22 protein-coding genes are annotated in these 26,212 nt (G+C 72.3%); 11 read left to right on the forward strand and 11 right to left on the reverse strand.

Annotated features, from left to right (window positions below; all coding sequences use genetic code 11):
* Window positions 1-14 precede the first annotated feature (14 nt).
* Window positions 15-629, forward strand: coding sequence for a TetR/AcrR family transcriptional regulator (locus ACH34T_RS36705; RefSeq protein ID WP_396025586.1), 615 nt, complete (start codon window positions 15-17; stop codon window positions 627-629).
* On the opposite strand, the gene ACH34T_RS36710 is transcribed toward ACH34T_RS36705, so the two are convergent.
* Both ACH34T_RS36710 and ACH34T_RS36715 read right to left on the reverse strand, forming a co-directional pair.
* Window positions 626-1,477 (reverse strand): SAM-dependent methyltransferase, encoded by an 852-nt coding sequence (locus ACH34T_RS36710; protein ID WP_396025588.1) that lies wholly within the window; start codon window positions 1,475-1,477, stop codon window positions 626-628. The genes ACH34T_RS36705 and ACH34T_RS36710 overlap by 4 nt on opposite strands.
* A 206-nt stretch (window positions 1,478-1,683) precedes the next feature.
* Window positions 1,684-2,217 carry a TetR/AcrR family transcriptional regulator gene (locus ACH34T_RS36715; protein ID WP_396025589.1) on the reverse strand — a complete coding sequence of 178 codons (534 nt, stop codon included), beginning with the start codon at window positions 2,215-2,217 and terminating at the stop codon, window positions 1,684-1,686.
* Window positions 2,218-2,379: 162 nt separating this feature from the next.
* On the opposite strand from ACH34T_RS36715, the gene ACH34T_RS36720 reads away from it, so the two are divergent.
* Entirely contained in the window at window positions 2,380-3,180 is an 801-nt protein-coding gene (locus ACH34T_RS36720) for a DUF3050 domain-containing protein (protein ID WP_396025590.1), read from the forward strand.
* Window positions 3,181-3,330: 150 nt separating this feature from the next.
* Here ACH34T_RS36720 and ACH34T_RS36725 read toward each other — a convergent pair whose 3' ends face one another.
* Complete coding sequence (locus tag ACH34T_RS36725) at window positions 3,331-6,270, reverse strand: leucine--tRNA ligase (protein WP_396025591.1); 2,940 nt, start codon at window positions 6,268-6,270, stop codon at window positions 3,331-3,333.
* A gap of 296 nt (window positions 6,271-6,566) precedes the next feature.
* On the opposite strand from ACH34T_RS36725, the gene fxsT reads away from it, so the two are divergent.
* Window positions 6,567-9,431: an FxSxx-COOH system tetratricopeptide repeat protein gene (fxsT, locus tag ACH34T_RS36730; RefSeq protein ID WP_396025592.1), complete on the forward strand. Its 2,865-nt coding sequence runs from the start codon at window positions 6,567-6,569 to the stop codon at window positions 9,429-9,431.
* 57 nt (window positions 9,432-9,488) lie between these two features.
* On the opposite strand, the gene ACH34T_RS36735 is transcribed toward fxsT, so the two are convergent.
* The 3 genes from ACH34T_RS36735 to ACH34T_RS36745 form a co-directional block, all read right to left on the reverse strand.
* Window positions 9,489-10,010 (reverse strand): DoxX family membrane protein, encoded by a 522-nt coding sequence (locus ACH34T_RS36735; RefSeq protein WP_396025593.1) that lies wholly within the window; start codon window positions 10,008-10,010, stop codon window positions 9,489-9,491.
* A 135-nt stretch (window positions 10,011-10,145) separates the two neighbouring features.
* Window positions 10,146-10,925, reverse strand: coding sequence for a TSUP family transporter (locus ACH34T_RS36740; protein WP_396025594.1), 780 nt, complete (start codon window positions 10,923-10,925; stop codon window positions 10,146-10,148).
* Between the two features lie 81 nt (window positions 10,926-11,006).
* Window positions 11,007-11,636 (reverse strand): LUD domain-containing protein, encoded by a 630-nt coding sequence (locus ACH34T_RS36745; RefSeq protein WP_396025595.1) that lies wholly within the window; start codon window positions 11,634-11,636, stop codon window positions 11,007-11,009.
* 156 nt (window positions 11,637-11,792) lie between these two features.
* Between ACH34T_RS36745 and sigJ the strand changes: the two genes are divergently transcribed.
* Complete coding sequence (sigJ, locus tag ACH34T_RS36750; protein WP_396025596.1) at window positions 11,793-12,749, forward strand: RNA polymerase sigma factor SigJ; 957 nt, start codon at window positions 11,793-11,795, stop codon at window positions 12,747-12,749.
* 130 nt (window positions 12,750-12,879) lie between these two features.
* A complete protein-coding gene (locus ACH34T_RS36755) occupies window positions 12,880-13,515 on the forward strand; it encodes a hemerythrin domain-containing protein (RefSeq protein ID WP_396025597.1) in 636 nt (211 codons plus the stop codon).
* A gap of 94 nt (window positions 13,516-13,609) precedes the next feature.
* On the opposite strand, the gene ACH34T_RS36760 is transcribed toward ACH34T_RS36755, so the two are convergent.
* Window positions 13,610-14,719 carry a sigma-70 family RNA polymerase sigma factor gene (locus tag ACH34T_RS36760; RefSeq protein WP_396025598.1) on the reverse strand — a complete coding sequence of 370 codons (1,110 nt, stop codon included), beginning with the start codon at window positions 14,717-14,719 and terminating at the stop codon, window positions 13,610-13,612.
* Window positions 14,716-16,293 carry an MFS transporter gene (locus tag ACH34T_RS36765; protein ID WP_396025599.1) on the reverse strand — a complete coding sequence of 526 codons (1,578 nt, stop codon included), beginning with the start codon at window positions 16,291-16,293 and terminating at the stop codon, window positions 14,716-14,718. The genes ACH34T_RS36760 and ACH34T_RS36765 overlap by 4 nt, the downstream gene beginning before the upstream one ends.
* A gap of 242 nt (window positions 16,294-16,535) precedes the next feature.
* Here ACH34T_RS36765 and ACH34T_RS36770 point away from each other — a divergent pair, with 242 nt between their 5' ends.
* Together ACH34T_RS36770 and ACH34T_RS36775 are read left to right on the forward strand one after the other, a co-directional pair.
* A complete protein-coding gene (locus ACH34T_RS36770) occupies window positions 16,536-18,047 on the forward strand; it encodes a cytochrome bc complex cytochrome b subunit (protein WP_396025600.1) in 1,512 nt (503 codons plus the stop codon).
* 3 nt (window positions 18,048-18,050) lie between these two features.
* Complete coding sequence (locus tag ACH34T_RS36775) at window positions 18,051-18,536, forward strand: hypothetical protein (protein ID WP_396025601.1); 486 nt, start codon at window positions 18,051-18,053, stop codon at window positions 18,534-18,536.
* 54 nt (window positions 18,537-18,590) lie between these two features.
* Here ACH34T_RS36775 and ACH34T_RS36780 read toward each other — a convergent pair whose 3' ends face one another.
* Complete coding sequence (locus ACH34T_RS36780; protein WP_396025602.1) at window positions 18,591-19,433, reverse strand: alpha/beta fold hydrolase; 843 nt, start codon at window positions 19,431-19,433, stop codon at window positions 18,591-18,593.
* A gap of 121 nt (window positions 19,434-19,554) precedes the next feature.
* Between ACH34T_RS36780 and ACH34T_RS36785 the strand changes: the two genes are divergently transcribed.
* The 4 genes from ACH34T_RS36785 (at window position 19,555) to ACH34T_RS36800 (ending at window position 22,514) form a co-directional block, all read left to right on the forward strand.
* Window positions 19,555-20,121 carry a TetR/AcrR family transcriptional regulator gene (locus ACH34T_RS36785; protein ID WP_396025603.1) on the forward strand — a complete coding sequence of 189 codons (567 nt, stop codon included), beginning with the start codon at window positions 19,555-19,557 and terminating at the stop codon, window positions 20,119-20,121.
* A 231-nt stretch (window positions 20,122-20,352) separates the two neighbouring features.
* A complete protein-coding gene (locus ACH34T_RS36790) occupies window positions 20,353-20,769 on the forward strand; it encodes an STAS domain-containing protein (protein WP_396025604.1) in 417 nt (138 codons plus the stop codon).
* A gap of 110 nt (window positions 20,770-20,879) precedes the next feature.
* Window positions 20,880-21,494, forward strand: a complete 615-nt coding sequence (locus ACH34T_RS36795) for a GAF domain-containing protein (protein ID WP_396025605.1) — start codon at window positions 20,880-20,882, stop codon at window positions 21,492-21,494.
* A 426-nt stretch (window positions 21,495-21,920) separates the two neighbouring features.
* Window positions 21,921-22,514 (forward strand): TIGR03086 family metal-binding protein, encoded by a 594-nt coding sequence (locus ACH34T_RS36800; protein ID WP_396025606.1) that lies wholly within the window; start codon window positions 21,921-21,923, stop codon window positions 22,512-22,514.
* 53 nt (window positions 22,515-22,567) lie between these two features.
* Here ACH34T_RS36800 and ACH34T_RS36805 read toward each other — a convergent pair whose 3' ends face one another.
* Together ACH34T_RS36805 and ACH34T_RS36810 are read right to left on the reverse strand one after the other, a co-directional pair.
* On the reverse strand, window positions 22,568-24,967 hold the full coding sequence (locus ACH34T_RS36805; protein ID WP_396025607.1) for a PA domain-containing protein: 2,400 nt from the start codon (window positions 24,965-24,967) through the stop codon (window positions 22,568-22,570).
* Window positions 24,968-24,973: 6 nt separating this feature from the next.
* The gene (locus tag ACH34T_RS36810; RefSeq protein ID WP_396025608.1) at window positions 24,974-26,161 is read right to left on the reverse strand and encodes a WD40/YVTN/BNR-like repeat-containing protein; all 1,188 of its coding nucleotides are present in this window, start codon (window positions 26,159-26,161) and stop codon (window positions 24,974-24,976) included.
* Window positions 26,162-26,212 lie beyond the last annotated feature (51 nt).

The raw sequence follows: 26,212 nt of genomic DNA on the forward strand, positions 1-26,212 counted from the left end.
GCTATCATCCAGGGGTGGGAAACCGAGAGAAACTGCTGCTCGCCGCCCGGGAGTGCCTGGAGCGGAAGGGCTACACACGCACGACCGCCCGCGACGTCACCCAGGCGGCGGGCACCAGCCTGGCCGCCATCGGATACCACTTCGGCTCGACCGAGGCGCTGCTCAACGCCGCCCTGCACCAGGCGATGGAGGAATGGGGCGCCCGCCTTGAGCGGACGGTCGGGGACGTCGCCGGCCGTCCCTCGTCCCCGATCGAGCGCTTCGAGCTCGTCTGGGCGCGGATCGTCGCGTCGTTCGAGGACGACCGCGCGCTGTGGACCGTCCTGTCGGAGATGATGGTCCAGGCGCAGCACGTCCCCGACCTCCGCGAGGCGCTCACCGCGAGCATGGCCGAGGGACGCGCGGGCCTGGCGGAGATCTTCGGCGACGTCGTCGCGCCCGGCGATCCCGCGAACGCGCGGCTGGTCGGCGCGCTGTGCCAGACCCTGCTCACCGGGCTGGTGATGCACTGGCTGATCGACCCGGAGCGGGCACCGGCGAGCAATGAGATCACCGAGGCACTCCGCCTGCTGGCCGGCGGCCCCGGAGGCCCCAGCGGCCCCGGCGGGCGCGGCCTCGGGTCGGCCTAAGGCTTCCGGGCCACGGCGCCGTAGCCGTTGACGTGCTCAGGCAGGCCGTCCTGGTCCTGGTCCGGCCGCCATTGCGTGATGGACGCCAGGCCCGGCTCGACCTTGTCCAAGCCGTCGAAGAGAGCGTCGAGCTGCTCGACACTGCGCAGGACGTAGGGCGCGGTCCCGGAATCGGCGTACTGCTGGGTGCTGCGCCGGGCGGCGTCGGACGTGTCGGTGCAGTCCCACAACGCCAGGAAACTGCCCGAAGGCACGCCCGCCATGGTGTCGGCCGCGATCCGCCGGACGGTCCCGTACTCCGGGCAGAACCCCAGCACGCCCATGAACATCACCGCGATCGGCTGGTCGAAATTCAGGACGTTGGCGGCCTGTTCCAGGATCTGCCGGGGGTCGTGATAGTCGGCGTCGAGATAGTCGGTGACGCCTTCGGGGGTGGTCCCGCGCATCAGCTCGCGGGCGCGCGCGAGCGCCGTGGCGTCGTTGTCGACATAGACGACGCGCGCGTCCGGCGCGGCGCCCTGGGCGATCTGGTGGGTGTTGGACGCGGCGGGCAGCCCGGCGCCGATGTCGAGGAAATTGCGGATCTTCTCCTCGACCGCCAGATAGCGCACGACGCGCACGAGGAACGGACGCGACTCCTGAGCCAGCGTGATGACCTCGGGATTGATCGCCGCGGTGGAATCCCCGACCGCCCGGTCGGCCTCGTAATTGTCCTGGCCGCCCATCCAGTAGTTCCACGTCCGCGCCGGGGAGGGAATGTCGGTCCGGAACCGTTCCCGGGCGTATCGCGGCAGGTGGGGAGGCGGATTCGCAGCGGGGTCGCCGGAAGGACTTTTAGCAGGAGACATCGTCGGCTCCTCGACGGGGGCTTGACCGGTGGCGAGAATTGTGGCAAGCGGCTGGGTACGCTTTTCGGCCCTATTTTCCCACGGTCACTCGCGGGTAACGACGACGATCTGCGCCCAGATCCGGAGCACCACGGAGGCGGACCGCCTCGACCGCGACTTCCTCGCCCCCTGACCGGCCCGGGCGCCGCGGCTCGCCGCCGTCCGGATCAGATGCTCAGGGCGGCGACCAGGGTGTCGGTGACGGTCCTGGTGAACTCCGGGGTGATCGGGCTGCGGGACAGCAGGCGACGGTAGAACAGCGGGCCGAGCAGCAGGTCGTCGATCAGGTCGAGATCGCGGACGCGGTCCGACGGGATCTCGCCGCGCTCCACCGCCCGGCCGATCGCGGCCCGGATCGGCTTGCGGCGCTGCGCGGTGAAGTGCGCCAGCAGGCTCGCGATCTCGGCGTCGCGTTCGGCCGCGTCGATGAGCGCCGGGACGAGCGCGGAGGTCGGCGGGGTGGTGACGATCCTGGCGAGGTCGTTGATGAAGGCGGCCAGATCGCCGCGGAGGCTGCCGCTGTCGGGGGCGAAGGCGGCGGGAATGGCCGTCTCCACGGCGGCGAGCAGGACGGCCCGCTTGTCCGGCCAGTGCCGGTAGATCGTGGTCTTCGCGGCGCCCGAACGGGCGGCGATCGCCTCGATGCTGGTGCCCGCCAGCCCGCGTTCGACCAGCAGTTCCACGGCCGCGTTGATGATCACTTGCCGCGATCGGACGGCCCGCGGGTCGGTCGAGACTGCCCTTGTCATCCCGGTCCTCTTCGCATGGGTCGGCGGGGTCACCGCGAGGGTATTGGCGCCAGGATACAAGTGCGCTACGCTACCGTATCGTAGCGTACTCCCCCCGACTGAGGAGGCAGCACGATGTCCCGCTACGACTGGGGAAAGAGCCATCCGCAAATCGAGGCATTACGCCGGACCGTCGACGACGCGCGATCCGCCGTCATCGAGCACCCGATCTACCGCAGGCTCAACTCGCTCGACGACGTCAACACCTTCACCGAGCACCACGTCTTCGCCGTGTGGGACTTCATGTCGCTGCTCAAGGTCCTCCAGCGCCGGCTCACGTGCGTCGACGTCCCGTGGGTGCCGCAGGGCTCCGTCGAGAGCCGGCGCCTCATCAACGACATCGTCCTGGTCGAGGAGAGCGACGAGCTGAACGACGGCTTCATCAGCCACTTCGAGCTCTACGTCGGCGGCATGGAGCAGGCCGGCGCCGACACGGAGACGATCACGACCTTCCTCAACCTCGTCCGCACCGGCACGGACGTCCCCACCGCGATCGAGAAGGCCGGCGTCCCCGCCCCGGCGGCCGAGTTCATGGCGACCACCTGGAGCATCATCGACACGGCGCCCCTCCACTGCCAGGCCGCGGCCTTCGCCTTCGGCCGGGAGGACCTGATCCCCGAGATGTTCGACCAGGTCATCAAGATCGATGACCAGGGCGGGAAGCTGGCCACCTTCCGCGACTACCTCGCCCGGCACATCGAGGTCGACGGCGAGGAGCACACGCCGATGGCCATGACGATGCTCGCCGACCTCTGCGGCGACGACCAGGCCAAGTGGGACGAGTGCGCCCAGACCGTGATCCACGCGCTCACGGTGCGGCGGAAGCTCTGGGACGGCATCGTCCAGGCCCTCGACGCCCCCGTCCCGGCCGCCTGAGCGGTCCGGCAAAACACCGCCCGAACGCCATCAGGCAGTTAGAGGTTGCTCAGGAACGGGTCGGCGGCGCGGACCATTCGCCTCGCCGACCCGCATCCTGAGGACTCCGCCGCCGCCCGGCGCGAGGGCATCGCGAAGGGACGACCGGTGTCAGCGGGTGAGGATGTTGATGATCTTTCCGGGGACGATGATCAGGCGGTGCACCGCCGCGCCCGACGTGTGGACGGCGTAGCCGGGGGCGGCGGCCAGGGCCCGTTCGATCTCGTCCTCGCCCGCCTCGGCCGGGACCTCGACGGTGAAGCGGGTCCTGCCGTTGACCTGCACCGGGAGCGTCACGACCCGCTCGGCCACCAGCGCCGGATCGGCCTCGGGGAAGTCCGCGTACAGCAGCGACTCCGCGTGGCCCATCCGCCGCCACAACTCCTCGGCGACATGCGGGGCCAGCGGCGCCACCATCAGGACCAGCGGCTCGGCCACCTCCCGGGGCAGCGCGCCCCGGCCGGCGGAGACCTTCGCCGCATGCGCGGCCAGCTCCATCAGCCGGGCGATCGCCGTGTTGAACCTCAGCTCGCCGAAGTGCCGCCGCACCACGTCGACGGCGCGGTGCAGCCGGTGCAGCGTGTCCGGGTCGGGCCGGTCCTCCGACACCCGGGACTCGCCGGTGTCCTCGTCCACGAGGCTCCGCCACAGCCGCTGCAGGAACCGGTGCACGCCGACGATGTCGTTCGTCCGCCAGGGCCGGTCGGTGTCCAGCGGGCCCATCGCCATCTCGTACAGCCGTAGCGTGTCCGCGCCGTACCGCTCGTAGATGTCGTCGGGGCTGACGCCGTTCTTCAGGCTCTTGCCCATCTTCCCGGAGCGCCGGGACACGGGCTTGCCGCGGTGGGTCGGCGTCCCGTCCTGGTCCTCCGCGATCTCGGCGGACGGGACGTACATCCCGCGCTCGTCGACGAAGGCGTCGGCCAGGATGTAGCCCTGGTTGTAGAGCCGGCGGAACGGCTCCTTCGTGGAGACGTGCCCCAGGTCGTACAGCACCTTGTGCCAGAACCGCGAGTACAGCAGGTGCAGGACGGCGTGCTCGACGCCGCCCACATACAGGTCGACGCCGCCCTCGCCCTCGCGTTCGGCGTCCGGGGGGACCATCCAGTAGCGCTCGACGTCCGGGTCGACGAACGCCTCGTCGTTGGTCGGGTCGAGGTAGCGCAGGTAGTACCAGCATGACCCGGCCCACTGCGGCATGGTGTTCAGCTCGCGGCGGTAGCGCTTGGGCCCGTCGCCGAGATCCAGCTCGACCTCGGCCCAGTCACCGGCCCTGGCCAGGGGAGGGACCGGGTCGGCCGTCTCGTCGTCCTGCGGCTCGGGCCTGAAGTCGGTCATCTCCGGCAGCGTGACCGGCAGCTGCTCCTCCGGCAGCGCGATCGGCATGCCGTGCTCGTCGTAGACGATCGGGAACGGCTCGCCCCAGTAGCGCTGCCGGGAGAACAGCCAGTCGCGCAGCCGGTACGAGCGGGCCCCGCGGCCCAGCCCGCGCTCCTCCAGCCACGCCACGGCCGCCGCGATGCCGTCCTCGACGCTCAGCCCGGACAGGCTGGGGCCTGGGGCCGGCAGGTAGGCGCCGTCGCCGGTGAACGCTTCGGGCCAGTCCTCGGCCGGGGCGCCTTCGGGCAGGCCGTGCCCGTCCAGCCAGGCGGCGGGCGGCGCCAGGACGGCACGCACCGGCAGACCGAACGCGCGGGCGAAGTCCAGGTCCCGCTGGTCGTGCGCCGGCACCGCCATGATCGCGCCGGTGCCGTACCCCATCAGCACGTAGTCGGCCAGGAAGACCGGGATGTCCTCGCCGGTCGCCGGGTTGACCAGGGTGGCGCCGGTGAACACGCCGCTCTTGCCGGACGCCTCGGTGCGCTGCCGGTCCGACAGCCGTCCCGTGGCGGCGCGGTAGGCCGTGACCGCGTCCTTCGGCGTCCAGTCCTGGGCGCCTTTGCGGCCCTGTGGATAGCGCCACGCGGCGGGCGTCCCCGCCGGCCATTCCGCGGGGACGAGCCCGTCCACCAGCGGGTGCTCGGGCGCCAGGACCACGTACGTCGCGCCGGGCAGCGTGTCGGGCCGGGTCGTGAACACCTCGACCACCACGTCGGCGTCGGCGGACGCCTGGAGCGCGAACCGGGCGCCGTCGCTCGCGCCGATCCAGTTCCGCTGCATCTGCTTGATCGAGTCGGGCCAGTCGACCAGGTCCAGGTCCGCGATCAGCCGTTCGGCGAACGCGGTGATCCGCAGCATCCACTGGCGCAGCGGCCGCCGGTACACCGGAAAGTTGCCGACATCGCTGCGGCCGTCGGCGGTGACCTCCTCGTTGGCCAGCACCGTGCCCAGCCCCGGGCACCAGTTGACCGGCTCCTCCGACACGTAGGCCAGCCGGTGCCCGTCCACCAGCGTGCGCTGCTCGACGTCGTCCAGCTCCGCCCACGGGCGGCCGTCCGGCGTCGGGCGCGCACCGGAGGCGTACGCCGCGACGAGCTCGGCGATCGGACGCGCCCGGCCGGTGCGCTCGTCCACCCAGCTGTCGAAGATCCGGAGGAAGATCCACTGCGTCCAGCGGTAGAACGCGGGGTCCGTCGTCGCGACCTCGCGCCGCGCGTCGTGCCCCAGCCCCAGCCGGCGGAGCTGCCGTCGCATGGTCGCGACGTTGTCCCGCGCCGTCGCGCGCGGGTGCCGCCCGGTGTCGATCGCGTACTGCTCGGCCGGCAGCCCGAACGCGTCGTACCCGAAGGTGTGCATGACGTGGTGCCCGGACATCCGCAGGTAGCGGGCGAACACGTCGGTGCCGATGTAGCCGAGCGGGTGTCCCACGTGCAGCCCCGCGCCGCTCGGATACGGGAACATGTCGAGCGCGAAGAACTTGCGGCGGCCCTTCATCCGCTCGAAACCGTCCGCGAGCGGGCCCGCGGGATTGGGCGAGTCGAAGGTCCCGGCGGCCGCCCACCGCTCCTGCCAGCGCCGCTCGATCTCACCCGCCAGCGCCGCGTCATAGCGGTGCGGCGGGACGTCGGACGGCCGCGTGTCCGCCGCCCTGCTCGTCCCCTTCTCGCTCATCGTCCTCTTCACCTGCCGGGTTCTCGGTGCCTGGGGAAAAGAAAAAGCCCCTCCATGGGCATGAGGGGCGGCCGCGTCGACGTCAGATGTCGGCGCGGCTAGCTAAGAAGGCGCTGCGGAGCGGCCACGGCGCCAGGCTACTCCCCCACCCCACGGCTGCACGAGGCGATATCGAGCTCCACCTCGCCGGGCGGCGTGGCCGCCGGGGGCGGGACGGCGGTGGAATAGCATCGCCGACATCGGCGACATTGTGGCCGTCCGGGGATTCCTGGAACCCGATGGCTGGAGGATGAGCGATGTCCCTCCCCCCGGCCGCCCTGCACCGCGCGATCGTCGCGGTCGACGTGGCGGGCTTCGGTGACCGGCGCCGCACCAACCCCGACCGGGTGCGCGCCCGGGACGGTCTCTACCGGGCGCTGCGGCGGTCGTTCACCCGGTCCGCGCTCCCGTGGGACACCAGCCACCGCGAAGACCGGGGGGACGGCGCGCTCGTCCTGGTCTCGCCCGAGGTGCCGAAGGTCAGGCTGAGCGGGAGCCTGCCGCAGGCGCTGGCCGACGCGCTGGACGACCACAACACCGCCTCCCCGCCCGCGCAGCGGATCGGACTGCGGATGGCGCTGCACGCGGGAGAGGTGCACCACGACACGCACGGCGTGGCCGGTGCCTGCGTCAACGACGCCTTCCGACTGTTGGAGGCGCCCGCCGTGAAGGACGTCCTGGCCGGGTCGCGGGCGCCGCTCGTGCTGGTGGTCTCCGAATGGTTCTTCGAGGAGGTCGTCCGCCATGATCCGGGGAGCCGTCCGGACGCCTTCCGGCAGGTGCGGGTGGAGCTCAAGGAGACCTCCACCACCGCACGGGTTCGCGTGGTCGAGCCCGGCGAGCCGCTTCCGGACGTCGTCGCGGGCGGCCCGGCGACGGAGAGTGCGGGGACGGACGACGAGGGCCCGATGCTCTTCAACGTCCCGCGCCGCAACCGGGACTTCACCGGACGCGAGGCCCTGCTCGACGTGCTGGCCGGACGGCTCGCCCCCGGCGTGAGCGGGCCCGCGCCGTCCAGCTGCGCTCTGCACGGCATGGGCGGAGTGGGCAAGAGCCAGATCGCGCGGGAGTTCGCCCATCGGCATGGCGCCCGGTTCAGCGGTGTGCTGTGGATCGACGCCGGGCACCCGTTCGCGCTGGTCCGCGATCTCGGCGACGTGGCCGACCGGCTCGGGCTGCCACGCGACGACGCCCAGCGCCGCATCGTGCAGCTGTGGAACGAGCTCGCCGCCCGCGGCCGCTGGCTGCTGATCTACGACAACGCCGAGAACCAGAAGGACGTCGAGGCCTGGTGGCCGTCCACCGACGTGGGCGTCGTGCTGGTGACCACGCGGACGGCGACCTGGCGGCTGGCGGACCCGGTCCAGGTCCCGCCGTTCAGCCGGGCGGAGTCGATCGACTTCCTGCACCGCACCACCGGCGGCGGGCCGCGGCCCGGGCAGCCGCACCGGTCGCAGGCGGGGCGCGTCGCGGGAGAGCTGGGCGACCTGCCGCTCGCGCTCGCGCAGGCCGCCGCCTACGTGACGCGCAACCACACCGGCTGGGAGCGCTACACCGATCTGCTCCGCGCGGCCCCCGCGCGGCTGCTGCACCTCAACCGGCCGGACGACTACCCGGGCACGGCCGCGACGACCTGGTCCCTGTCGATGTCGCGGGTGGAGGAGGAGCATCCGGGCAGCATCGACCTGCTGCGGCTGTGCGCCTTCGTCGACGCCGACCGCATCCCGCGCGGGCTCGTCCGGCCGGGGGCGTCCGAGCTGCCGCCCGCACTGCGGCTGATGGCCGAGGACCCGGTGAGCTACGACCTGACCGCCGGAGCGCTCGCCGAGTACGCGCTGGTCGACGCCGCGCCCGAGACGCTCTCGGTGCATCCGCTGGTGCAGACGATGATCCGCGAGTCGCTGACCCGGGAGGAGCGGCGCACCTGGCTCACGGTAGCCGTGCGGCAGCTCGCGCTGTGCTTCCCCGACCGGCCGCGCTCACCCGACTCGTGGCGGGAGTGCATCGCGCTGCTGCCCCATGTGGCGGCGGTCGCCCGCCACGTCCGGCGCGCACCGGACGGCCCGCCCGCTCCCGCCGAGGCGGCCGACGTCTGCCGGCGCGCGGCCGTCCATCTGGAGGCCCGCGACCAGTACGAGCAGGCGCTGGAACTGATCGACCACGCACTGGCCTTCGCCGCGGCGGCGTTCGGCCGCGACTGCGAGCAGTACGCCGAGACGCTCACCGTCCGCGGCGAGGCCGAGTGCTATCTCGGGCATCACCTCACCGCCGTGGCGACCGCCCGTACCGCCCTGGCCATCCGTGACCGGCTCCCGGGCGCCGACCCGTCCGCCGCGCTGTCGACGCTGCGCCTGCTGGGCCGGGCGCTGACCGAGGCGGGCCGGCCGGACGACGCGATCGCCGTGCTGGACCGGGCGGCGACGATCAGCGCGGACGTCCACGGGACGGCGCATCCCCGCACCGCGGAACTGCTGGCCAGGCTCGCCTACGCGCACTGGCGGCACGGAGATCTGGAGCTGGCCCGCACGACCTACCGGCGGGCGGACGAGGCATGGCACGCCGCCGGCAGCCGCCCCGACCGGGAACGCACGGCGGCGGCCCGCTGGCAGGCCGCCGTCCTCTGCGACCTGCACGACCACGCGGCCGCGAAAGCCGTCGTCGAGCGAGCGATCCGGATGGCCCGCGAGCTCTACGGGCCCGGCCATGTGGAGACCGTCCGCGCCGAGGAGACGCTGGGGATCGTCCTGGCGGCGTCGGGGCGCCCGGCCGAGGGCCTGCGCCTGCAGCTCCGCGCCGCCGACTTCCTCCGGGCGTTCTATCCGGTGCACGTGGTGATGGCGAGCACGCTGACGGCCCTGACGCGCACGCTGCTGCTGAACGACCGTCCGGCCGACGCCCTGGCGGTGGCGCGGGAGGCGCTCAGGCTGTACACCGGCCGGTACGGCACCGTGAACCACGTCTATACTGCGGGCGCGCTCGCGGCCCTGGGCATGGCGCAACGGCGGCTCGGCCGTACCGCCGAGGCCGGACGTCATCTCGACCAGGCCCGCGCCATCTACGAGCGCGCGGGCGGACCGGCCCACCTGCTCGGGGCCGTGCAGGCCGAGATCAAGCTCTGCTAGTCACGCCTTCGCTGGGCGCCTTCGCTGGGCGCCTTCGCTGGGCGCCTTCGCTGGGCGTCAGCGGAGGATGGAGTGGCGGCGGACCACCGGGAGGCGCGCCCAGGCCCGTCCGAGGCCGAGTGTGGTCCCGGCGTCGGAGAACGCGACGGCGATCAGCAGCGCGGCGTAGATCCAGTGCATGTCCATGAAGGGGTTGGTCTCCGGCCACAGGGACGCCGCCCACAGCATGACCATGAGGATCGTTCCACCGAGCGCGGCGAGGCGGAGGCAGATCCCGAGGAGGAGGGCGACGCCGAGGCCGCCGAGCCCGAACATGAAGAGGGCGTCGACCCAGACCTCTCCGGCCATCGCGTGGAACATCTCCTTGAACGGGCCTTCGGTGCGGCTGAGGAAGCCCTTGGACGGAGAGGTGCCGGACAGCCAACCGTCCTCGGTGGCCTTGCCGAACCCGAAGAGTTTGTCGAGGAAGGCCCAGAGGAAGATCCAGCCGAGGAGGAGCCGTCCGGCCGCGAGCGCGTAGCGGGCGGGGTGCTCGGAGGCCAGGGGGGACGAGGGCCGCAAGCGGGTGTCGAGGGACATGGCGGTTCCTTGGTGCGGGGAGCAAGAACGAGCCAATCGATAGGTAAGTTTCCTATCAGTCGCGCTCCGTATCAAGTAGACCGCGGAGGAAAAAGCATGCCCCGGCTCGTCCGCGCGGCCGGTGCCGCGGGACGGTCAGCCGATCGCCTGGACGAGGTAGACGACGGCCAGCGCGGCGGCAAGAAGTCCCAGGCCAAGCCGCAGGGCGGTCTCGGGGATCCGGGGCTGGAGCCGTACGCCCAAATAGCCGCCGGCCAGCCCGCCGAGACCGCAGGAAAGACCGAGCGACCAATCTGGCGCGATGTCGCCATGCGCGGTGAGCGAGAGGACCGCATAGGCGGCGGTCCCCGCCAGGGAGGTGAGGAAGGTGGAGGCCAGCGCGGCGGGGGCGACCTCGGCGACGGGCATCCCGCGCCCGACCAGGACGGGCCCGAGGATGGAGCCGCCGCCGATGCCGTAGACGCCCCCGACGGTGCCGACCGCCAGCGCGAGCACCGTGACGAAGCGAGAGGACGGCCGGCCGGTGTGGTGCCGGCCCGGACGCAGGACGCGGACGCACAGCCACACGCCAAGCGGCAGCAACAGCAGGCCGACCAGAACGCGGAACACCGTCGGCCCGGGAACGGCGAACACCCGGACGGCCGCTCCGACCACGACACCGGGCAGCGTCCCGGCGATCAGCAGCCGGGTCAGCGGGCCCGCGAGGTTTCCCTGGCGGTGATGGCGCACCAGAGCGCCGGGACCGGCGACGACGTTGTACAGCAGGTTCGTCGGAGTGACCGCCGGACTGGGGACACCCAGCACGCTGAGCTGCACCGGCAGCAGGAACACCGCTCCCGACACCCCGACCGGGGCGGTCACCGCCGCGATCAGCGCCCCGGCGGCGAAGCCGAACAACTCCGCCTGCACCGTCATTTCCTCAGCTTTGGCATCAGCCAAGCATCGGACAAAACCGACCGTCCGGGCAGTGGGTCCGAGCTGGCGATGCGGGCGCGTTCAGAATCCGATGGCCTCGCGGAGCAGCAGGACGGTGCCGCGCCCGGGGACGGGTTCCGCGTTGAGGACGAGCAGCAGGTTGACGGCGCTGGGCCATCCGTAGGCCTCCTGGGTGCGGGCCGTTTCCAGCGGGAGGCAGTGGTCTTCGACGCGCCGCAGGGCGGTGCTCAGGTCGGGCACCACCTTCTGCGCCCCGACGATCCAGATCGCGCGGGCGGCGCCACCGGCGAAGCCGGGCAGCTGCTTTCCGCTGCCCGAGGCGATCACGAGGGAGCCGGTCTCGGTGACGGCGTGGACGCTGCCCACCATCACGTCGGGGCTGGACGACATCCGCCGGATGTCGTCGGCGGCGGTGTCTCGGTCCATGGCCAGGAGGCGCGGCTTGACGGCGTCGTACCGTCCGCTGCCGTTGATGTCCGCGTCGATGCCGGACAGGCGGAGCGTCTGGCTGGATCCGGTGAACACGCTGGCGCCGTCCGGTATCAGGTCCTTGATGCGGGTACGCGCGGCGGCCGCGTCGTCGAGGATCTCCACGGTGAAACCGTGCGCGGTCAGTGCGGTGGCCGCCCGCTCCAGGCGCCGCGCGGGCGCCGGGTCGGTGAACGGTGTGGCGGGCATCTGGGTCGTCATCGTGACTCCTGGCCTGCTCGTCGGGGGGTGTACTGGTCTCAGCAGTACCGACAACGCGACCCCTCCGAATGTCAGGCGGCGCGGCGGCCTGACATTCCGGTGGGCTGTCTTGTCGGACCAGTGAGGGAAGACGCGAGGGAAGGAGCCGTCGGCACCATGCCGTCCGAGACCGCCCGACCCGGGCCAGGACGCGACCGGCCCGACCCGGGTCTGGACGCGATCATGAGCGAGCGGCGCCAGCTGCTCAATGTCGCGTACCGGCTCCTGGGTTCCCTCGCCGACGCCGAGGACACCGTCCAGGAGACCTACGCGCGCTGGTACGCCATGTCCCAGGAGCAGCGGGACGCGATCGAGTCCCCCGGCGCCTGGCTGACGACGGTCGCCGGCCGCATCTGCCTCAACCTGCTCGGCTCGGCACGCGCCAGGCGGGAGACCTACGTGGGCGAATGGATCCCCGAGCCGCTGCCCGAGCGCACGGAGTGGATCGACGGGCGGCCGGGCGGCGCCGCGACCGACCCGGCCGACCAGGTCACCCTGGACGAGTCGGTCAGCATGGCCTTCCTCGTCGTGCTCGAATCGATGACCCCGGCCGAGCGCGTCGCGTTCGTCCTGCACGACGTCTTCTCCCATTCCTTCGCCGAGGTGGCCGAGATCGTCGGACGTACGCCGGGGGCGTGCCGCCAGCTGGCCTCCTCGGCCCGCCGCCGCGTCCGCGCGTCGCGGGCCCGCCTGGATCCGCCGGTCCGGCGGCAGGCCGACATCGTCAGGGACTTCAGGCGGGCCTGGGAGGCCCAGGACATCGACGCCCTGATCGGCCTGCTCGATCCCGACGCCACGGCGACCGCCGACGGCGGCGGGCTCGCCACCGCGTTCCTGCACCCGATCGAGGGCGGCGAGCAGATCGCGCACGCCTGGGCCGAGCTCGCCAGGCGGGCGGCCGGCAGCAGGACGCTCCTGGAGCGAACGGTCAACGGCCGTCCCGGCCTGGTGGCTCAGCGGGACGGCGTCACCACGACGGTGCTCGCGTTCGACGTCGCCGCCGACCGGATCACGCGCATCTGGGTGATAACCAATCCCGAGAAACTCCGTCATTGGACGACCGGCCGACCCTGAGGGACAAGCGGTCACATTGTGCCGTCGCGGCCGGTCTTATGGGTGAGCCCGCATTTGCCGTTCGGCGCGGCGGGCGGTGGCGCATCCGATCCCGAATGTGCCGCATCCGGCTCAATGACAAGGAGAGACCTTGGGGGACAAAGTCGACTTCACCCTGATGTATGCGACGCACAATGCGCTGAGGCGCGATCTGGAGGACATCGCCAGGATCACCGCGCGCACCGATGACGATCCACGGCGAATCCTCGCCGGCGCCGCCGGGTGGGAACTGTTCAAGAGGGCCCTGCACATCCACCACACCTCCGAGGACGAGGCGCTGTGGCCGATGCTGAGCGCGGCCCTCGCCGACCGCCCCGACGACCTGGCCGTGGTGGAGGCGATGGAGGCGGAGCACGCCGCCATCGACCCGCTCATCGACGCGGTCGACGCCGCCCTGGCCGACCGCGACTCCGGACCGGCGCGCCTCGGAGACCTGACCGACGCCCTCGCCACCAAACTGGTCGGCCACGTGAAGCATGAGGAAGACGCGGCACTGCCGCTGATCGAAAGGACCCTGACGCTGGAGCAACTACAGAATTTCGGTTCGGTTCACGCCGCCAAGGCCGGCCCCGACGGCCCGCGGATCACGCCCTGGATGCTCGACCGCGCGGACGAAAAGGTCGTCGCGTCGACAATGGCGCTCCTCCCGCCCCCGGTGCGCGCGGCATACGAGAACGAATGGCAGCCCGCCTACGCCGCCTTGGACAGGTGGAACGACCGCCGATGAAACCCCGGACGCCATCCGCCGAGAATTCCCGGCGGATGGCGTCCGCCGTACTGATGGCCGTCGCCCATTAAAAGGGTGAATTCCGACGGGGCGTTCAGCACAGCGCGATGGCGAGGCCGCTCAGGTCGGCCTGGATGTCGATCGCGGTGATCTTGCCGTCGTCGCAGGTGAAGCGGAACGCGACGCGCGGTTCGCCGTCCGGGGCCCAGACCAGGCCGGCGGTCCCCTCGATGAGTGCGAAGCGCGGGGCCCAGGCGAGCCCGGCGAAGGCACGGGTGACGGCGTCGGCGCCGCGCATCTCGGGCTCGACGGTGATGGGGCTGATGCCGCGGCTCGTCGCCTCGACGCCCAGCCGGACGGTCAGCTGATCGGCGCGCACCACGATGTCCGGGTCGAGTGTGGCCAGCAGCAGCTCGAAGTCGCCGCCGCGGGAGGCGGCGAGGAAGGCGCGGACGAGTTCCGCCTTGTCCACCTGGGCGGTGGCCGCGCCGTCATCGCGCGCAGCGGCACCGCCGTTCGGCCCGGCACCGCCGGTGGCGCTGAGGCGGGCGCCGGTGTCGGGCCGATTGCCGGTGCCGGGCCGGGTGCCAGTGCCGCGCCGATCGCCGGTGCTGGAGCGGGCGCTGGGGTCGGGCCGGGCGGGCCCGGCGGTGGTGCCGGGCCCGCCCCCGTCGCCGTTGGGGCCGCCGTCGGCGGACGTGTCCGCGCCCGACTGCTGGATGCGGCGGCGGGCGCGGCTGGCCAGCTTGCGGGCCGCGGCCGGAGAGCGGTCCACGATGGTCGCGATCTCCTCGAACGGGACCGCGAACATGTCGTGCAGCACGAACGCCAGCCGCTCGGCGGGCGTGAGCCTGTCGAGGACGACGAGCATGGCGACGCCCACGGAATCGGCGATCAGCGCCTCCTCCTCCGGGTCGGTCGCCGCGTCCGCTCCGCCCGCGTCGTCGGCGTCGGCCGCGTCCACCAGGTCCTCACGGCGGGACCTGCGGGACTGGAGCATGTTCAGCGACACCCGGGCGACGACCGTCGTGAGCCAGCTGGTCAGGTTCTCCACGGAGCTGGTGTCCGAGCGGCTCAGCCGGATCCAGGTCTCCTGGACGGCGTCGTCCGCCTCCGCCGGCGAGCCGAGCATCCGGCGCGCCACCGCGCGCAGGCGGGGGCGATCGCTCTCGAAGCGTTCGGCCAGCCAGTCCTGTTCGCTCATCTGTCGGTTCCCCCGTCCATCGCCGCGTGCGTGAGGTTCGTGACGTCCACCCCGGCGGGCGCCTCGTCCCCGGACTCGGCCAGCGGGCCGCCGCGCAGCAGCAGGGTGCAGAGGACGGCGCCGCCCGCGAAGATCCCGGCGGACCACCAGAACACCGTGGTGTAGCCGTCGATCGCGGCGAGCTCGATCAGTTCGGGGCTCGGCCGTCCCCGCGCGTGGCTCTCCAGGTAGCCGGTGGTGGCGCTGGCGGCGATGGTGTTGAGCAGCGCGGTGCCGATCGCGCCGCCGAGCTGCTGCCCGATCTGGAGGCTCGCCGAGGCGACGCCGGCGTCCTGTGCCCCCACGCCGAAGGTGCCCGCCTGGAGTCCGGCGGCGAAGAGGAGGCCCATCCCGGCGCCGGCGACCATGGTCGGTCCGAGCAGGACGGACGCGTAGCCCGAATCGGCCCCGATCGTGGTCAGCCAGGCCGTGCCGGCCGCGCCGAGCGCCAGGCCGGCGAGGACCAGCGGCCTCGGGCCGAACCTCGGCATCAGCTTGATGTTGCCCACGTTGGCCGACACGCCGGTGAGCACGACCATCGGCAGCAGGGCCATCCCCGACTTGATCGCCGAGTACCCCAGGATCGTCTGCATGTAGTAGACGAGGAACAGGAAGATGCCGAACATCCCGCCCCCGACGACCAGCATGGTGAGGTAGGCGCCGCCGCGGGTGCGGTCGAGGACGATCCGGGGCGGCAGCAACGGCTGCGCGGCCCGCGTCTGCCAGTAGCCGAAGACGATCAGGAGCGCGGTCCCGGCGGCGAGGAAGCCCCACGTCGACGGCGTGCCCCAGCTCTCGTCGGCGGCGTTGGAGAAGCCGTAGACCAGGCAGAACATGCCGCCCGACACCGTCAGCACGCCGGGGACGTCCAGCCGGACGCCCGCCGACCTGGGCTTGCTGCCCATCGGCAGCGCCGCGCCGAGCAGCGCGAACGCCGCGAAGACCACGTTGATGTACATGCACCACCGCCAGGACAGCGCGGAGGTCAGCCCGCCACCGATGATCAGCCCGAAGCCCGCGCCGCTGGCCGCGACCGCGCCGAAGGCGCCGAACGCCCTGCCGCGTTCCTTCGGGTCGGTGAACGTCGTGGCCAGCAGCGACAGCGCGGCCGGCGCCAGCAGCGCGGCGAAGATCCCCTGACCGGCGCGCGCCGCCACCAGCATCTGGAAGTCGGTCGCTGCGCCGCCGACCGCGGAGGCGCCCGCGAACCCGGCCACGCCGACCAGGAAGGTCGGCTTGTTGCCGACCAGGTCGGCGAGCCGCCCGCAGAACAGCAGCAGGCTCCCGAACGACAGCAGGTACGCGGTCAGGATCCACTGCCGGTCGGCGTCGGTGAACCCCAGGTCCTCCTGCGCCGGCGGCAGTGCGAGGTTCATCACCGTCGCGTCGAGGACCACCATGAGCTGGGCGATGCAGATGACGGCGAGGACGAGCCAACGCTTGGAGTCGGCTCCCGCCGTTCCGTCGGCTCCCGCCGTTCCGGCCGCTCCCGGATCCGGCCGTCCGGCCGCGGGGGCGGCGTTCTCTCTTGCCACGGGTCTCTCCTTGGGTGCAGCTGAGACGAACTTGAGGCTTCACCCCTAAGACCGGCCCCACGCCCACCATGTGACCGACCACTGCGCGCGCCGCCCATGGAGTTCTCGGCCACCGGTCACATCTGACGCGCCTTTTCGGTCTTTTAGGTAGACCCACACGCGTGGCCTCTGGTCGGACCCGCGCGCGGCCGCTAGCCGGACCCGCGTGTGGCTTCGGCCATTCAACTCCTCGGGGGGAGTCCGTGAACGAACTGAGATCGTCCGCCGGTGCGATGGCCAGGGGGGCCGCCTCGACCGCCGCCGTGCTGGTGAGGAGCACGCTGGGCAGCGCGGACGGCCGCAGCCTGACGCGCCGGTACCGCTCCCGCGCGGACCACTGGACCTTCATGTTCGCGCAGATCACCGGCTACTCGTTCGTCGTGCTCGTGCTCACCGGCGTGTTCCTGACCTTCTACTTCGACCCGTCCATGGCCCGGGCCCCGTACGACGGCCCGTACGAGCCGCTCCGGGGCGTGCCGGTCTCCCGGGCCTACGACTCGACGATGGAGCTGTCGTTCGAGGTACGCGGCGGGCTGCTGATGCGGCAGGTCCACCACTGGGCGGCGCTGATCTTCTGCGCGTCCATCGCGCTGCAGCTGCTCCGGCTGTTCTTCACCGGCGGATTCCGCCGTCCGCGGCTGCTGAACTGGCTGATCTGGGTGGGCCTGTTCACGCTCGGCATGGTCGCCTCGCTGACCGGCACGATCCTGCCCGACGACATGCTGTCGGGCGGGAGCCTGCTGCTGACCAAGGGCGTCCTGGAGTCGATCCCGGTCGTCGGCACCCACCTACAGCGGTTCGTGTTCGACGGCGACTTCCCCGGCGAGGTCATCATCGGACGGGTCTACTGGCTGCACGTCCTGGTCCTGCCGCTGGCGATCGGCGGGGCGCTGGCACATCGCCGCCGCCTGATGGTCCGGCAGCACGGCCACACCCGCTTCGCCCCAGGCTCGGCCGCGCGCCGACTCGGCTCGCACCACGTCACCCGCCTGCGGGCCGCGATCGTCGACGCCCCCAAGCCGGCCTCGATCGCAATGTTCCTCTACACCTGCGGCGTCTTGGCGCTGCTGGGCGGATTCGTGCAGATCAACGCGATCTGGCAGTACGGGCCGTTCGAGCCCGGCGCCATCACCGCCGGCGCGGTCCCCGGCTGGTACATGGCGTTCCTGGACGGCGCCGTACGCATCATGCCCGGCTGGGAACTCGACGTCGTCGGGCACCCGCTCACGCTCGCCGTGCTCGTCCCTGCGATCGTCGTCCCGGGCGCCTTCTTCACCGCCCTGGCGCTGTGGCCGCTCGGCGAGGCGATCGTCACCGGCGACCGCGCCGAACATCACGTCCTGGACCGTCCGCGCGACCGTCCGGCGCGAACCGGCGCCGGAGCCGCCGGGATCGCCTTCTACGGGCTGCTATGGCTCGCCGCGGCCAACGACCAGATCGCCCTCAATTTCCATCTCGATCTGTTCGCCGTCACGTGGTTCTTCCGCGTCGCGGTCTTCGCCGGGCCGGTGGCGGCGTTCGTCGTCGCGAACCGGATCTGCCACCACCTCACCCGACGGGAACGCCAGGTCGCGGTGCACGGCCGCGAGACCGGCCGGATCGTCATGGACGCCCAGGGCCGCTTCACCGAACTCCACACCCGACCCGCCGCCGACCCGCTCGCCGAGCTCGACTCACCGGAACACCGTCTCCTCGCCGACACCCTCAAGGAGTGACCGTTGCCGTCCCAATCCCCTCAACCCGCCCCCCAGACCGGTCCCGGCGCCCACGGTGCCGAGGCCGCCGTCAACGGCGTCCATGACGTTCACGGTTCGGCCGCGTCCGGCCCGCCCCGTTTCTACGGGCTGCTGAAAGCGGCGACCGCGTTCCTGGCGACAACCCTGCTGCTCCAGGGGATCACCGCGGGCCAGCTCCTGGACGGCGCCGAGAACGGCGGCGAGATACACCGGTCCACGTCCGGCGTCGTCATCGTCGCCCTCCTCGTCACGATCACCGCCGCGATCCTGGTGCGGCGCGGCGGCGGATCGGCCCGTCCCCTGGCCACCAGCCTGGTGACGGCCGTTCTCACCCTCGTCCAGTTCGCTCTCGGCGACAGCGGCGACACCGCCGTCCACGTTCCGCTCGGCGTCGCGCTGATGGGCGGCGGCGCCGCTCTGGCCGCACAGGTATGGGGCGGGCACGCCTATGGGGCCGAGACGCCGTGAAATAGCGCCGCGGAAACCCTGACGGTGCGCCGGGACCGGCGCACCGTCAAGGTGTCAGGCCCGGACGAAGCGGAGGAGCACCTCGTTCACCTCGGCGGCGTGGGTCCACAGCATGCCGTGCGGCGCGCCGTCGATCTCGACGTACTCGGCCTCGGGAAAGGCCTGGTGGAACGGACGTCCCGTGGCGTCGATCGGGAGGATGTTGTCCGCCGTTCCGTGCACGATGAGGGCTGGCTTGCCGCTGGCGCGGACCGCCGCCACGCTGGAGCGGAAGTCCTCGATCCAGCTTGAGACCACGGCGTAGGCGGCGACCGGGGCGCTGCCCGTGGCGGTGTTCCAGCTCGCGGTGACGGCCTCCTGCGAGATGCGGGTGCCGAGGTTCTCGTCCAGGTTGTAGAAGTCCTGGTAGAACTTCGTGAACCAGGCGAACCGGTCCGCGCGGGCCGCCTCCTCGATCCCGTCGAAGACGGACCGCGGGACGCCCGTGGGGTTGTCGTCCGCCGCGACGAGGAACGGTTCGAGCGAGGCGAGGAACGCCAGCTTGGCGACGCGCTCGTGCCCGTGGTTCTTGACGTAGCGGGCGAGTTCGCCGGTGCCCATCGAGAACCCGACGAGGATGACGTCGCGCAGGTCGAGGGTCTCCAGGACGGTGTTCAGGTCGGCCGCGAACGTGTCGTAGTCGTACCCGGCGCCGGCCTTGCTCGACCTGCCGAAGCCGCGGCGGTCGTAGGTGATGACGCGGAATCCCGCGTCGATGAGCTCGCGGGCCTGCCGCTCCCAGCTGTTGCCGTCCAGCGGGTAGCCGTGGATGAGGACGACCGGTCGCCCCGCGCCGTGGTCCTCGTAGTAGAGCTCGACGGCGGTGCTGTTCTCGGTCCCGACGTTGATGTAGCCCATGGTCCTGGGTCCCCTTCCCTGGATCTCTCCGGAGAACGGTCGTTCTCCGGATGTCTGCTACTCTAGAGAACGATCGTTCTCAGCGCAAGTCCACGCGCGGTCGACACGGGAGTGAAGGCGCATGACCGACCAGGAGACCGCCCGCCGGGCCGTGGTCCGGACCGCGGACGAGCTGTTCTACGCACGCGGCGTCCAGGCCGTGGGGATGGACGCGGTGCGGACGGCGGCCGGAGTGTCGCTCAAGCGGATCTACTCCCTGTTCGCCTCGAAGGACGAGCTCATCGCCGCCGTCCTGCGCCACCGCACCGAGATCTGGGACACCGGGCTCGCGGCCGCGTCCGAACGGGCGGCGACGCCCCGCGCACGCATCCTGGTGATCTTCGACTTCCTGGACGCCTGGTTCCGGGAGCCGAGCTTCCGCGGATGCGCGTTCATCAACATGCACGGGGAGCTCGGCTCCACCTCCGAGGCGGTCTCGCGCGCCGTCCGCGAGCAGAAGGACGGGTTCCAGAAGCACGTCGCCCGGCTCGTGGCGGACGCGGGGGCGCCTCCGGAGCTGGCGCCGCAGCTGGCGCTCCTGGCCGAGGGCGCCCAGACCACCGCCGCCATCGCCGGCACCCCGGACGCCGCCGCCCACGCCCGAGCGGCCGCCGAGACCCTGCTCGACGCCGCCGGCATCACCGACTGACCATCCACCCCGAACGACGGCGCGCCGCCCCACCGCCCCGATCGCCCGATCGCCCCGCCGCCCTGATCGGCCCGCCGCCCTGTTCGCCCTGTCGGCGGCTCGCGACGCAGCGCGACGGCGAGGCGAGGGCGTAGACTCACGGTGATCAGGGTTTCTCTACGCGGGCGGACAAGCTCGCGTCCCCTGGTTTCACGATTCTCGGTCCTTCGCGGACCAGACAGGTCCGGCGCTATGACGCCGCAACACCTCGCCGAACAGACGGCCGGTCGCTTCGCCGCCGGGGTCGGGGCCGCCGCCCTGACCCACGAGCGGCGCGCCGACCACACCGTCGTCGCCGTCAGCGGCGAACTCGACTTCTCGTCGACGCCGCGCCTGCGGGAGCGCCTGTTCGTCGCGCTGCGGGACCCCGGCGCGTACATCGTCATCGACCTCGCGGACGTGACGTTCTGCGACGCGTCCGGGCTGGCGCTGCTCGTCGGCGCGCGCCGCCGGGCGGAGGCGACGGGCGCGGCCGTGATCCTCAACCGTCCGCGTCCCCAGGTGGCGAGGCTGCTGCGGGTCACCGGGCTGTCGCACGGGTTCACCGTCCGTTCCACTGGCGCCGACGCGCGCGACGCGGGCCCGGACGTCCAATCGCCCGCGGCTTGATCCCGCCGGACGCGGGCCCCCCGCGCGCGGGCGGAGCCCCAGCAAGGACCGGGGGCCAAGGCCGAGGGGCGACAGCCGGGGTGGCCGCCCGGCCGGAGGAGGAGACCGGGATGACGACGATGGGCGACGACCTGCCGACGACCGTCTGGGGTCCGCCGGACATGTCCCGGGGCGCGGCCGACCGGCAGCGGCTGGCCGCCTCGTTCGACCTGATGGCGGCGGCCCTGGACGGCATCGCCCTGTCCGGTCTGCTGCAACTCGTCGCCGACCGGGCCCGCGCCATCGCGGACGTCCCGCTGGCGTTCATCGCCCTGCCCGCCGAAGAGGCCCACACGCTGCGGATCGACGTCGCGGTCGGCCCCGGCAGCGACCTGGTGCGCGGGCTGACGGTGCGGCGCGGCCGGTCCATGCTCGGCCGGGCCTTCAACTCCCGCCGGGCCCTGTCCGCGCGGATCGTCGCCGACCAGACGCTCACCGCCCTGCCCGCGGGCCCGATCCTGATCCTGCCGCTGGACCCCGGGGAGGCCCCGCGCGGCGTGCTCGCCGTCCTCGGGCGGCCGGGCGCGGAGCCGTTCAACCCGTCGACGGCGCGCCAGCTGGTGCTGTTCGCCGACACGTCCGCCCGGCTGATCGAACTCGCCGAGGACCGGCGCGCGGCCGTCCCCCCGGACCCGGCGAGCGCCCGGATCATCGCCATGCGCCCACCCCGCCCCACCCGAACGTGACGCCCACCCGAACGTGACGGCCACCCGGACGTGACGGCCACCCGGACGTGACGGCCACCCGGACGTGACGGCCCACCCGAACGCGAGGGCCCACCCGGACACGACAGGCCCGAGCAGGCATTCCATGGCGTAACCCGCCCAGAGCGAAGTCCCGATCACGCGTGCCGGGTCGGCATAGCTTTGGAGCTATGTGAAATTAGCAGGCCCCATATGCCTCTCCGGATGTCACCCTTCTTCGTGGACGCCAATCCGAGAGCGTGAACCGACTCCCATCCCCCACACCTCCCCGGCCGCCCGTACGCTCTCCACTCCTCCCTCGGGCGGCCGGGGCACCAACTTTCCGGCTTCGCACCTCAGCTCACCCCCGATCTGATCTGAGCCGGATTCTACTGGAACGAATCATTCCGTTCTGCTAGAATGGCGGGCATGAGCGAGAACATCATCTCCGGCTGGCCCGTCCTCGACGCCGCCCACGAGGCGCTGCGCACCGTCGTCCGCGACCTGTCCGACCAGGACCTCGGACGCCCCACCCCCTGCTCCGAATGGAACGTCGCCCAGGTCCTCCAGCACGCGGCCGGCGACCAGCTCGCCTACGCCTCCTTCATCACCGGGGAGCCCGGGCCCGACTACGACCCCTTCGCTCCGTCCGGCAGGCTCGACGGATCGCCGATGGGCTTCCTGGAACCGTCGGTGTCCGCGTGCGCCGCCGCCTGGGCCACCGTCGACCGCGACGCCGGCTCGGTGGCCGTCCCCGTCCCGCCTGGGTCGCTCAAGCCCGAGACCGGCGCCGGGGCCGCCGCGCTGGACGCGGCCGTCCACGCCTGGGACATCGCCGTCGCCATCGGGCGGCCGTCCCCGCTCACGTCCGAACTGGCCCGGCCGCTGATGGACGTCGCCAAGCAGATCGTCGAGCCGCTGCGCCAGTACGGCGCGTACGCCGCGGCGATCGAGCACTCCGGCGGCGACGACGTGGCCGCCCTCCTCCGCTACCTCGGCCGCGACCCGGCATGGACGCCCTGACCGGGATGGACGGTCTGACCCGCCGACGCGTCCCACAGGGCCGGGTGCGGTGGTCAGCGGAGCGCCATTGCTCGGACGATCTCCTGCGTGAGGGCGTTGTCCTGGACGTCCTCCGCATGGGTCCGCAGTGACACGGTCTCGGCTCCGCGCCGCGGCGGCCGTAGGAGGGCCCGGTAGGAGCCGTCGTGGTTCCCGCGGACCCGCACGTCATGCCAGGTCGCGCCCTCGTCGTACGAGGCGGCGAGGGTCACGGCGCGGAACGGGATCTCCGCCGCGCCCCGCTGGTGGTGCGGCGTCAGGGTCAGGGTGCGGCCCCGCAACCGGTTGTGCTCGTCCACCGGCGCGTCGACGCCGATCAGCGGGAGCGGGAGGACGACGGGCTCGGCCGACCGTCGTGAACGGAACGTCCAGACGGCCCGGGTGCGGGTCGACAGCCGCGCCCAGACGGCGTCGTTGCCGACCTCGTGCTCGATCCGGTAGACGGCCTCCTCCGGCGGGACGGTGATCGACCCGTAGGGCGCGTCATGGGTCTGAGTGATCAGCCGGCCGTCGCGGTAGACGCGGAAGTCGGTCGACAGGCCGTCCGGATAGGGGGTGGTGGCGGCGTCGCCCGCGTTGCCGCCGGCGTCGGCGAAGCCCTTGTGCACGAGCCGGACGACGTCGCCGTCCCGGGAACTCGGGAAAAGCGGGTAGACGCCGGGCGCGACGGGCTGCTTGAGCCAGCCGATGTGCCTGCGCTCGCCCGGCGAGTACGACTTCCATTGGGTCTCGTCCAGCAGCATGTAGGGCGTCTTCGGGCGCGGCCACTGCACGTTGTAGGGGCTCTCGGGCGCGGTCAGGGCGGCGTGCCAGCGGGTCTCGGGGTCGGGCGACAGGTATTCGACGCGGGAACGGGGCGCCTTGAAGAAAGGCGTCATGGTGGCGCGAGCCACGCTTTCCCACGGACGGCGGTGCGTCCGCATGGTCTCGATGACGAAGTCCTGGCCCGGCAGGGCGTAGTAGTCGGCGCGGACGCGGGCCAGGTGGCGCGAGCGGGCGACATGGCGCAGGTCCGACCGGATCTGCCCCTTCTCGGGCAGGACGAGCTCGTACAGGTACGGGCTGTCGATGATGCCTCTCGCGTCGACGGTCACCGGCCGCTCGTCCAGGAGGTCCAGCAGGCGGCGGCCCTGCTCATGCGGCAGATGGACGGTCGGGACCATCAGCCGCGAGCCGTACGCCGTGTCGGTGTCGAGACCCGGCCGGTCGTTGTAGACGGCCACCAGCCTCGCGCCCGCCTTCGCGGCGGCGTTGGACTGCTGGGCGACGGTGAGCTCGTCCGACCGGCGGATGAGCGCCAGCTTCCCGCGCAGGTCCCGTCCGGCCAGGTCCTCGGGACGACCGGCGCCCGCGTCGGCGAGGCGGAGCCTGGCGCGGCCGTCCAGCCGCGGGAACTCCGCCGACACGTCGCTGAAATACGTCGGCCGGTAGTAGTCGGGGTCGAGCCGGACGCCGCGCGTGCCCAGCGTGATGGCCGGGGCTTCGAGCCGCCACCGGGTGTAGGCCTCGAACGTCCCGGTGCGCACGCGGCGGGTCGGCTGGAGGAACACCCGTTCCTGCATCTGCTGGCCCGAGATCAGGAAGCCCTGGGAGAAGTCGGGGCCGCTCGCGGGGGCGCGGCGCCACATGACATGGCTCAGGGAGCCCCGGTTGGCCTTGGTCTGATGGTCGGGCGTGACGACCTTCACCTCGGTGGCCTTGCGGGCGTCCAGTACGAACTCGCCGTCCTGGGTGAGCGTCAGCTCCGGGTCGCCGACGAGGCTGCGGTGCAGCTCCGTACCGCGGTCGGTGCTGCCGCGCCAGATCGGCATCGTGTAGACGAACCCCATCACGGAATAGGTGCCCGGTGGCAGGCGGATGCAGGAGCTGCCCTGTTCCGTGCAGGGTTTCGCCGAGTCGCCGGGGAGGAAGCGGTACTCGACGACGCCGCCGTCGTCCACGTCGAGGACGCCGACGATCCCGCGGGCCGGACGGCCGAACCGGTCGACCGCCCTGACGCGCAGGTCGAGGGTGGCGCCGGCCGGAACCTTCACCCGCCCCCGCGGGGCCTGCCCGCCGCGGGCCAGTCGTGTCACGTTGTACGGCTCCATGTCGGTGAGGCCGGGCAGCGCGTCCTCGGGGACGACGTAGACGTTCTCGCCGCGTTCGGTCGTGAGGAAGGCGGGCTGTCCGCCCTTGCGCGCGGCGGCCTGGATGTCGGTCACCAGCGGGCCGCCGCCGCCGTCGTCGCCGCGTGCCGCCGACACCTTGACCAGGTCGCCCGTCGGCAGCCGCACCTCACGGGCCGCGGGCTCCACGGGCGCGAGTTCCGAACGCGCGGGGGCAGCGCGAGCGGACGCGGGGACGGCCTGCGCCGGGACGGCAAGCCCCACGAGCAGCAGCACGACGGCGCCGAGCCGGGAGTGGTTGCGCATGGCCGGTCAGCGCTCCTCGATGAAGCCGAGGTACATGACGTCGCGGGCGCCCGGATTGAACGCGATCGACTTGATGCCGTCGTGCGGGTCGCGGGTGATCGACAGCTGCCGCGTGCGGGTGTTGTAGGTGTAGAGCTCCGTGCGCACCACGGGGTCGCCGTACTCGAAGTACACCAGGTCGCGGTCCCACGGGCTCGGCACGACCAGGCCGCCGTTGGTGATCGTCACCTGGGCGTCCTGGTCGACCACCGGCTGGAACGACCGTCCGCCGTCGGCGGAGCGGTAGAGGTGGCGTCCGCCGCCCGGTCCGCCCTCGTCCAGCTCGGTGACGTTCAGGCCCTGGATGAAGACGATCCGCGGATCGATCGGCGACATCGCGATCGTGAACCCGTTCACCCGGTCGCCGGGCCGTCCGATCTTGGTGCGGCGCCAGGTCCGTCCGCCGTCGGTGCTGGTGAGCCCGCCCAGGTCGGTCATGCCGAGCACGATGTGGTCGGGACGGGACGGAGCGATCTTCGCGTCGTAGACGAGGTAGTGCGGCCCGGCGTCCTCGACCGGGGCGGCGCCGATGGGCCGGAACGAACGGCCCCCGTCCCGGGAGTCGAGTACGCGGCCGAGCTTGGTGACGCCGCGCAGGTGCCACGGCCGCCACCGGTCGGCGGTGAGGGTGACCAGGCCGCCGAGCCGTTCCGCGTCGAACGCCGGGCCCTCGGACACCGTCGTCCCGTCCACCCGGTACACGCGGTCGCCGCGGAAGCTCCACAGGTAGGCCGCGCCGTCGGGCGTCGGGATGATCGACCAGGTGCCCCGGCTCGGGAGCGCGGCGAAGGCGTCCCAAGTGCAGCCGGCGTCGCGCGACCGTGACAGGCGGCCCCTGTCGTCCACGGCCAGCAGGTGGTTCGGCCGCGCCAGCGGCGTTAGGCCCGTCACGTACGTCACCGGCTTCAGGACGCCCGTCGTCGGGGCGACGGTCCGGCCGCCGTCGCGGGTGAAGGAGACGGAGCCGTCGCCGGTGACCGTCTCGCAGCGCGGACGATGCCACCAGAATCCGGAACGTTCCAGGTCGGCGGGGTCGGAGGCGGTGCGGGCGGCGGCGGTGCGGGCGGTGGGCGCGGCTGACTGGGCCCGGGCGGTGCCCGGAACCAGGGACAGGCCGAGGCCCGCCGCCACGATCAGGGTCACGAGGCTTCTCACGTCGGCTCCTCCAGACTGCGGGGTCCTGATCAAGGAAGTAGCGCGAGCGCG

It is taken from the genome of Actinomadura sp. 9N215, from assembly GCF_044326345.1.
Classification (GTDB): domain Bacteria; phylum Actinomycetota; class Actinomycetes; order Streptosporangiales; family Streptosporangiaceae; genus Spirillospora.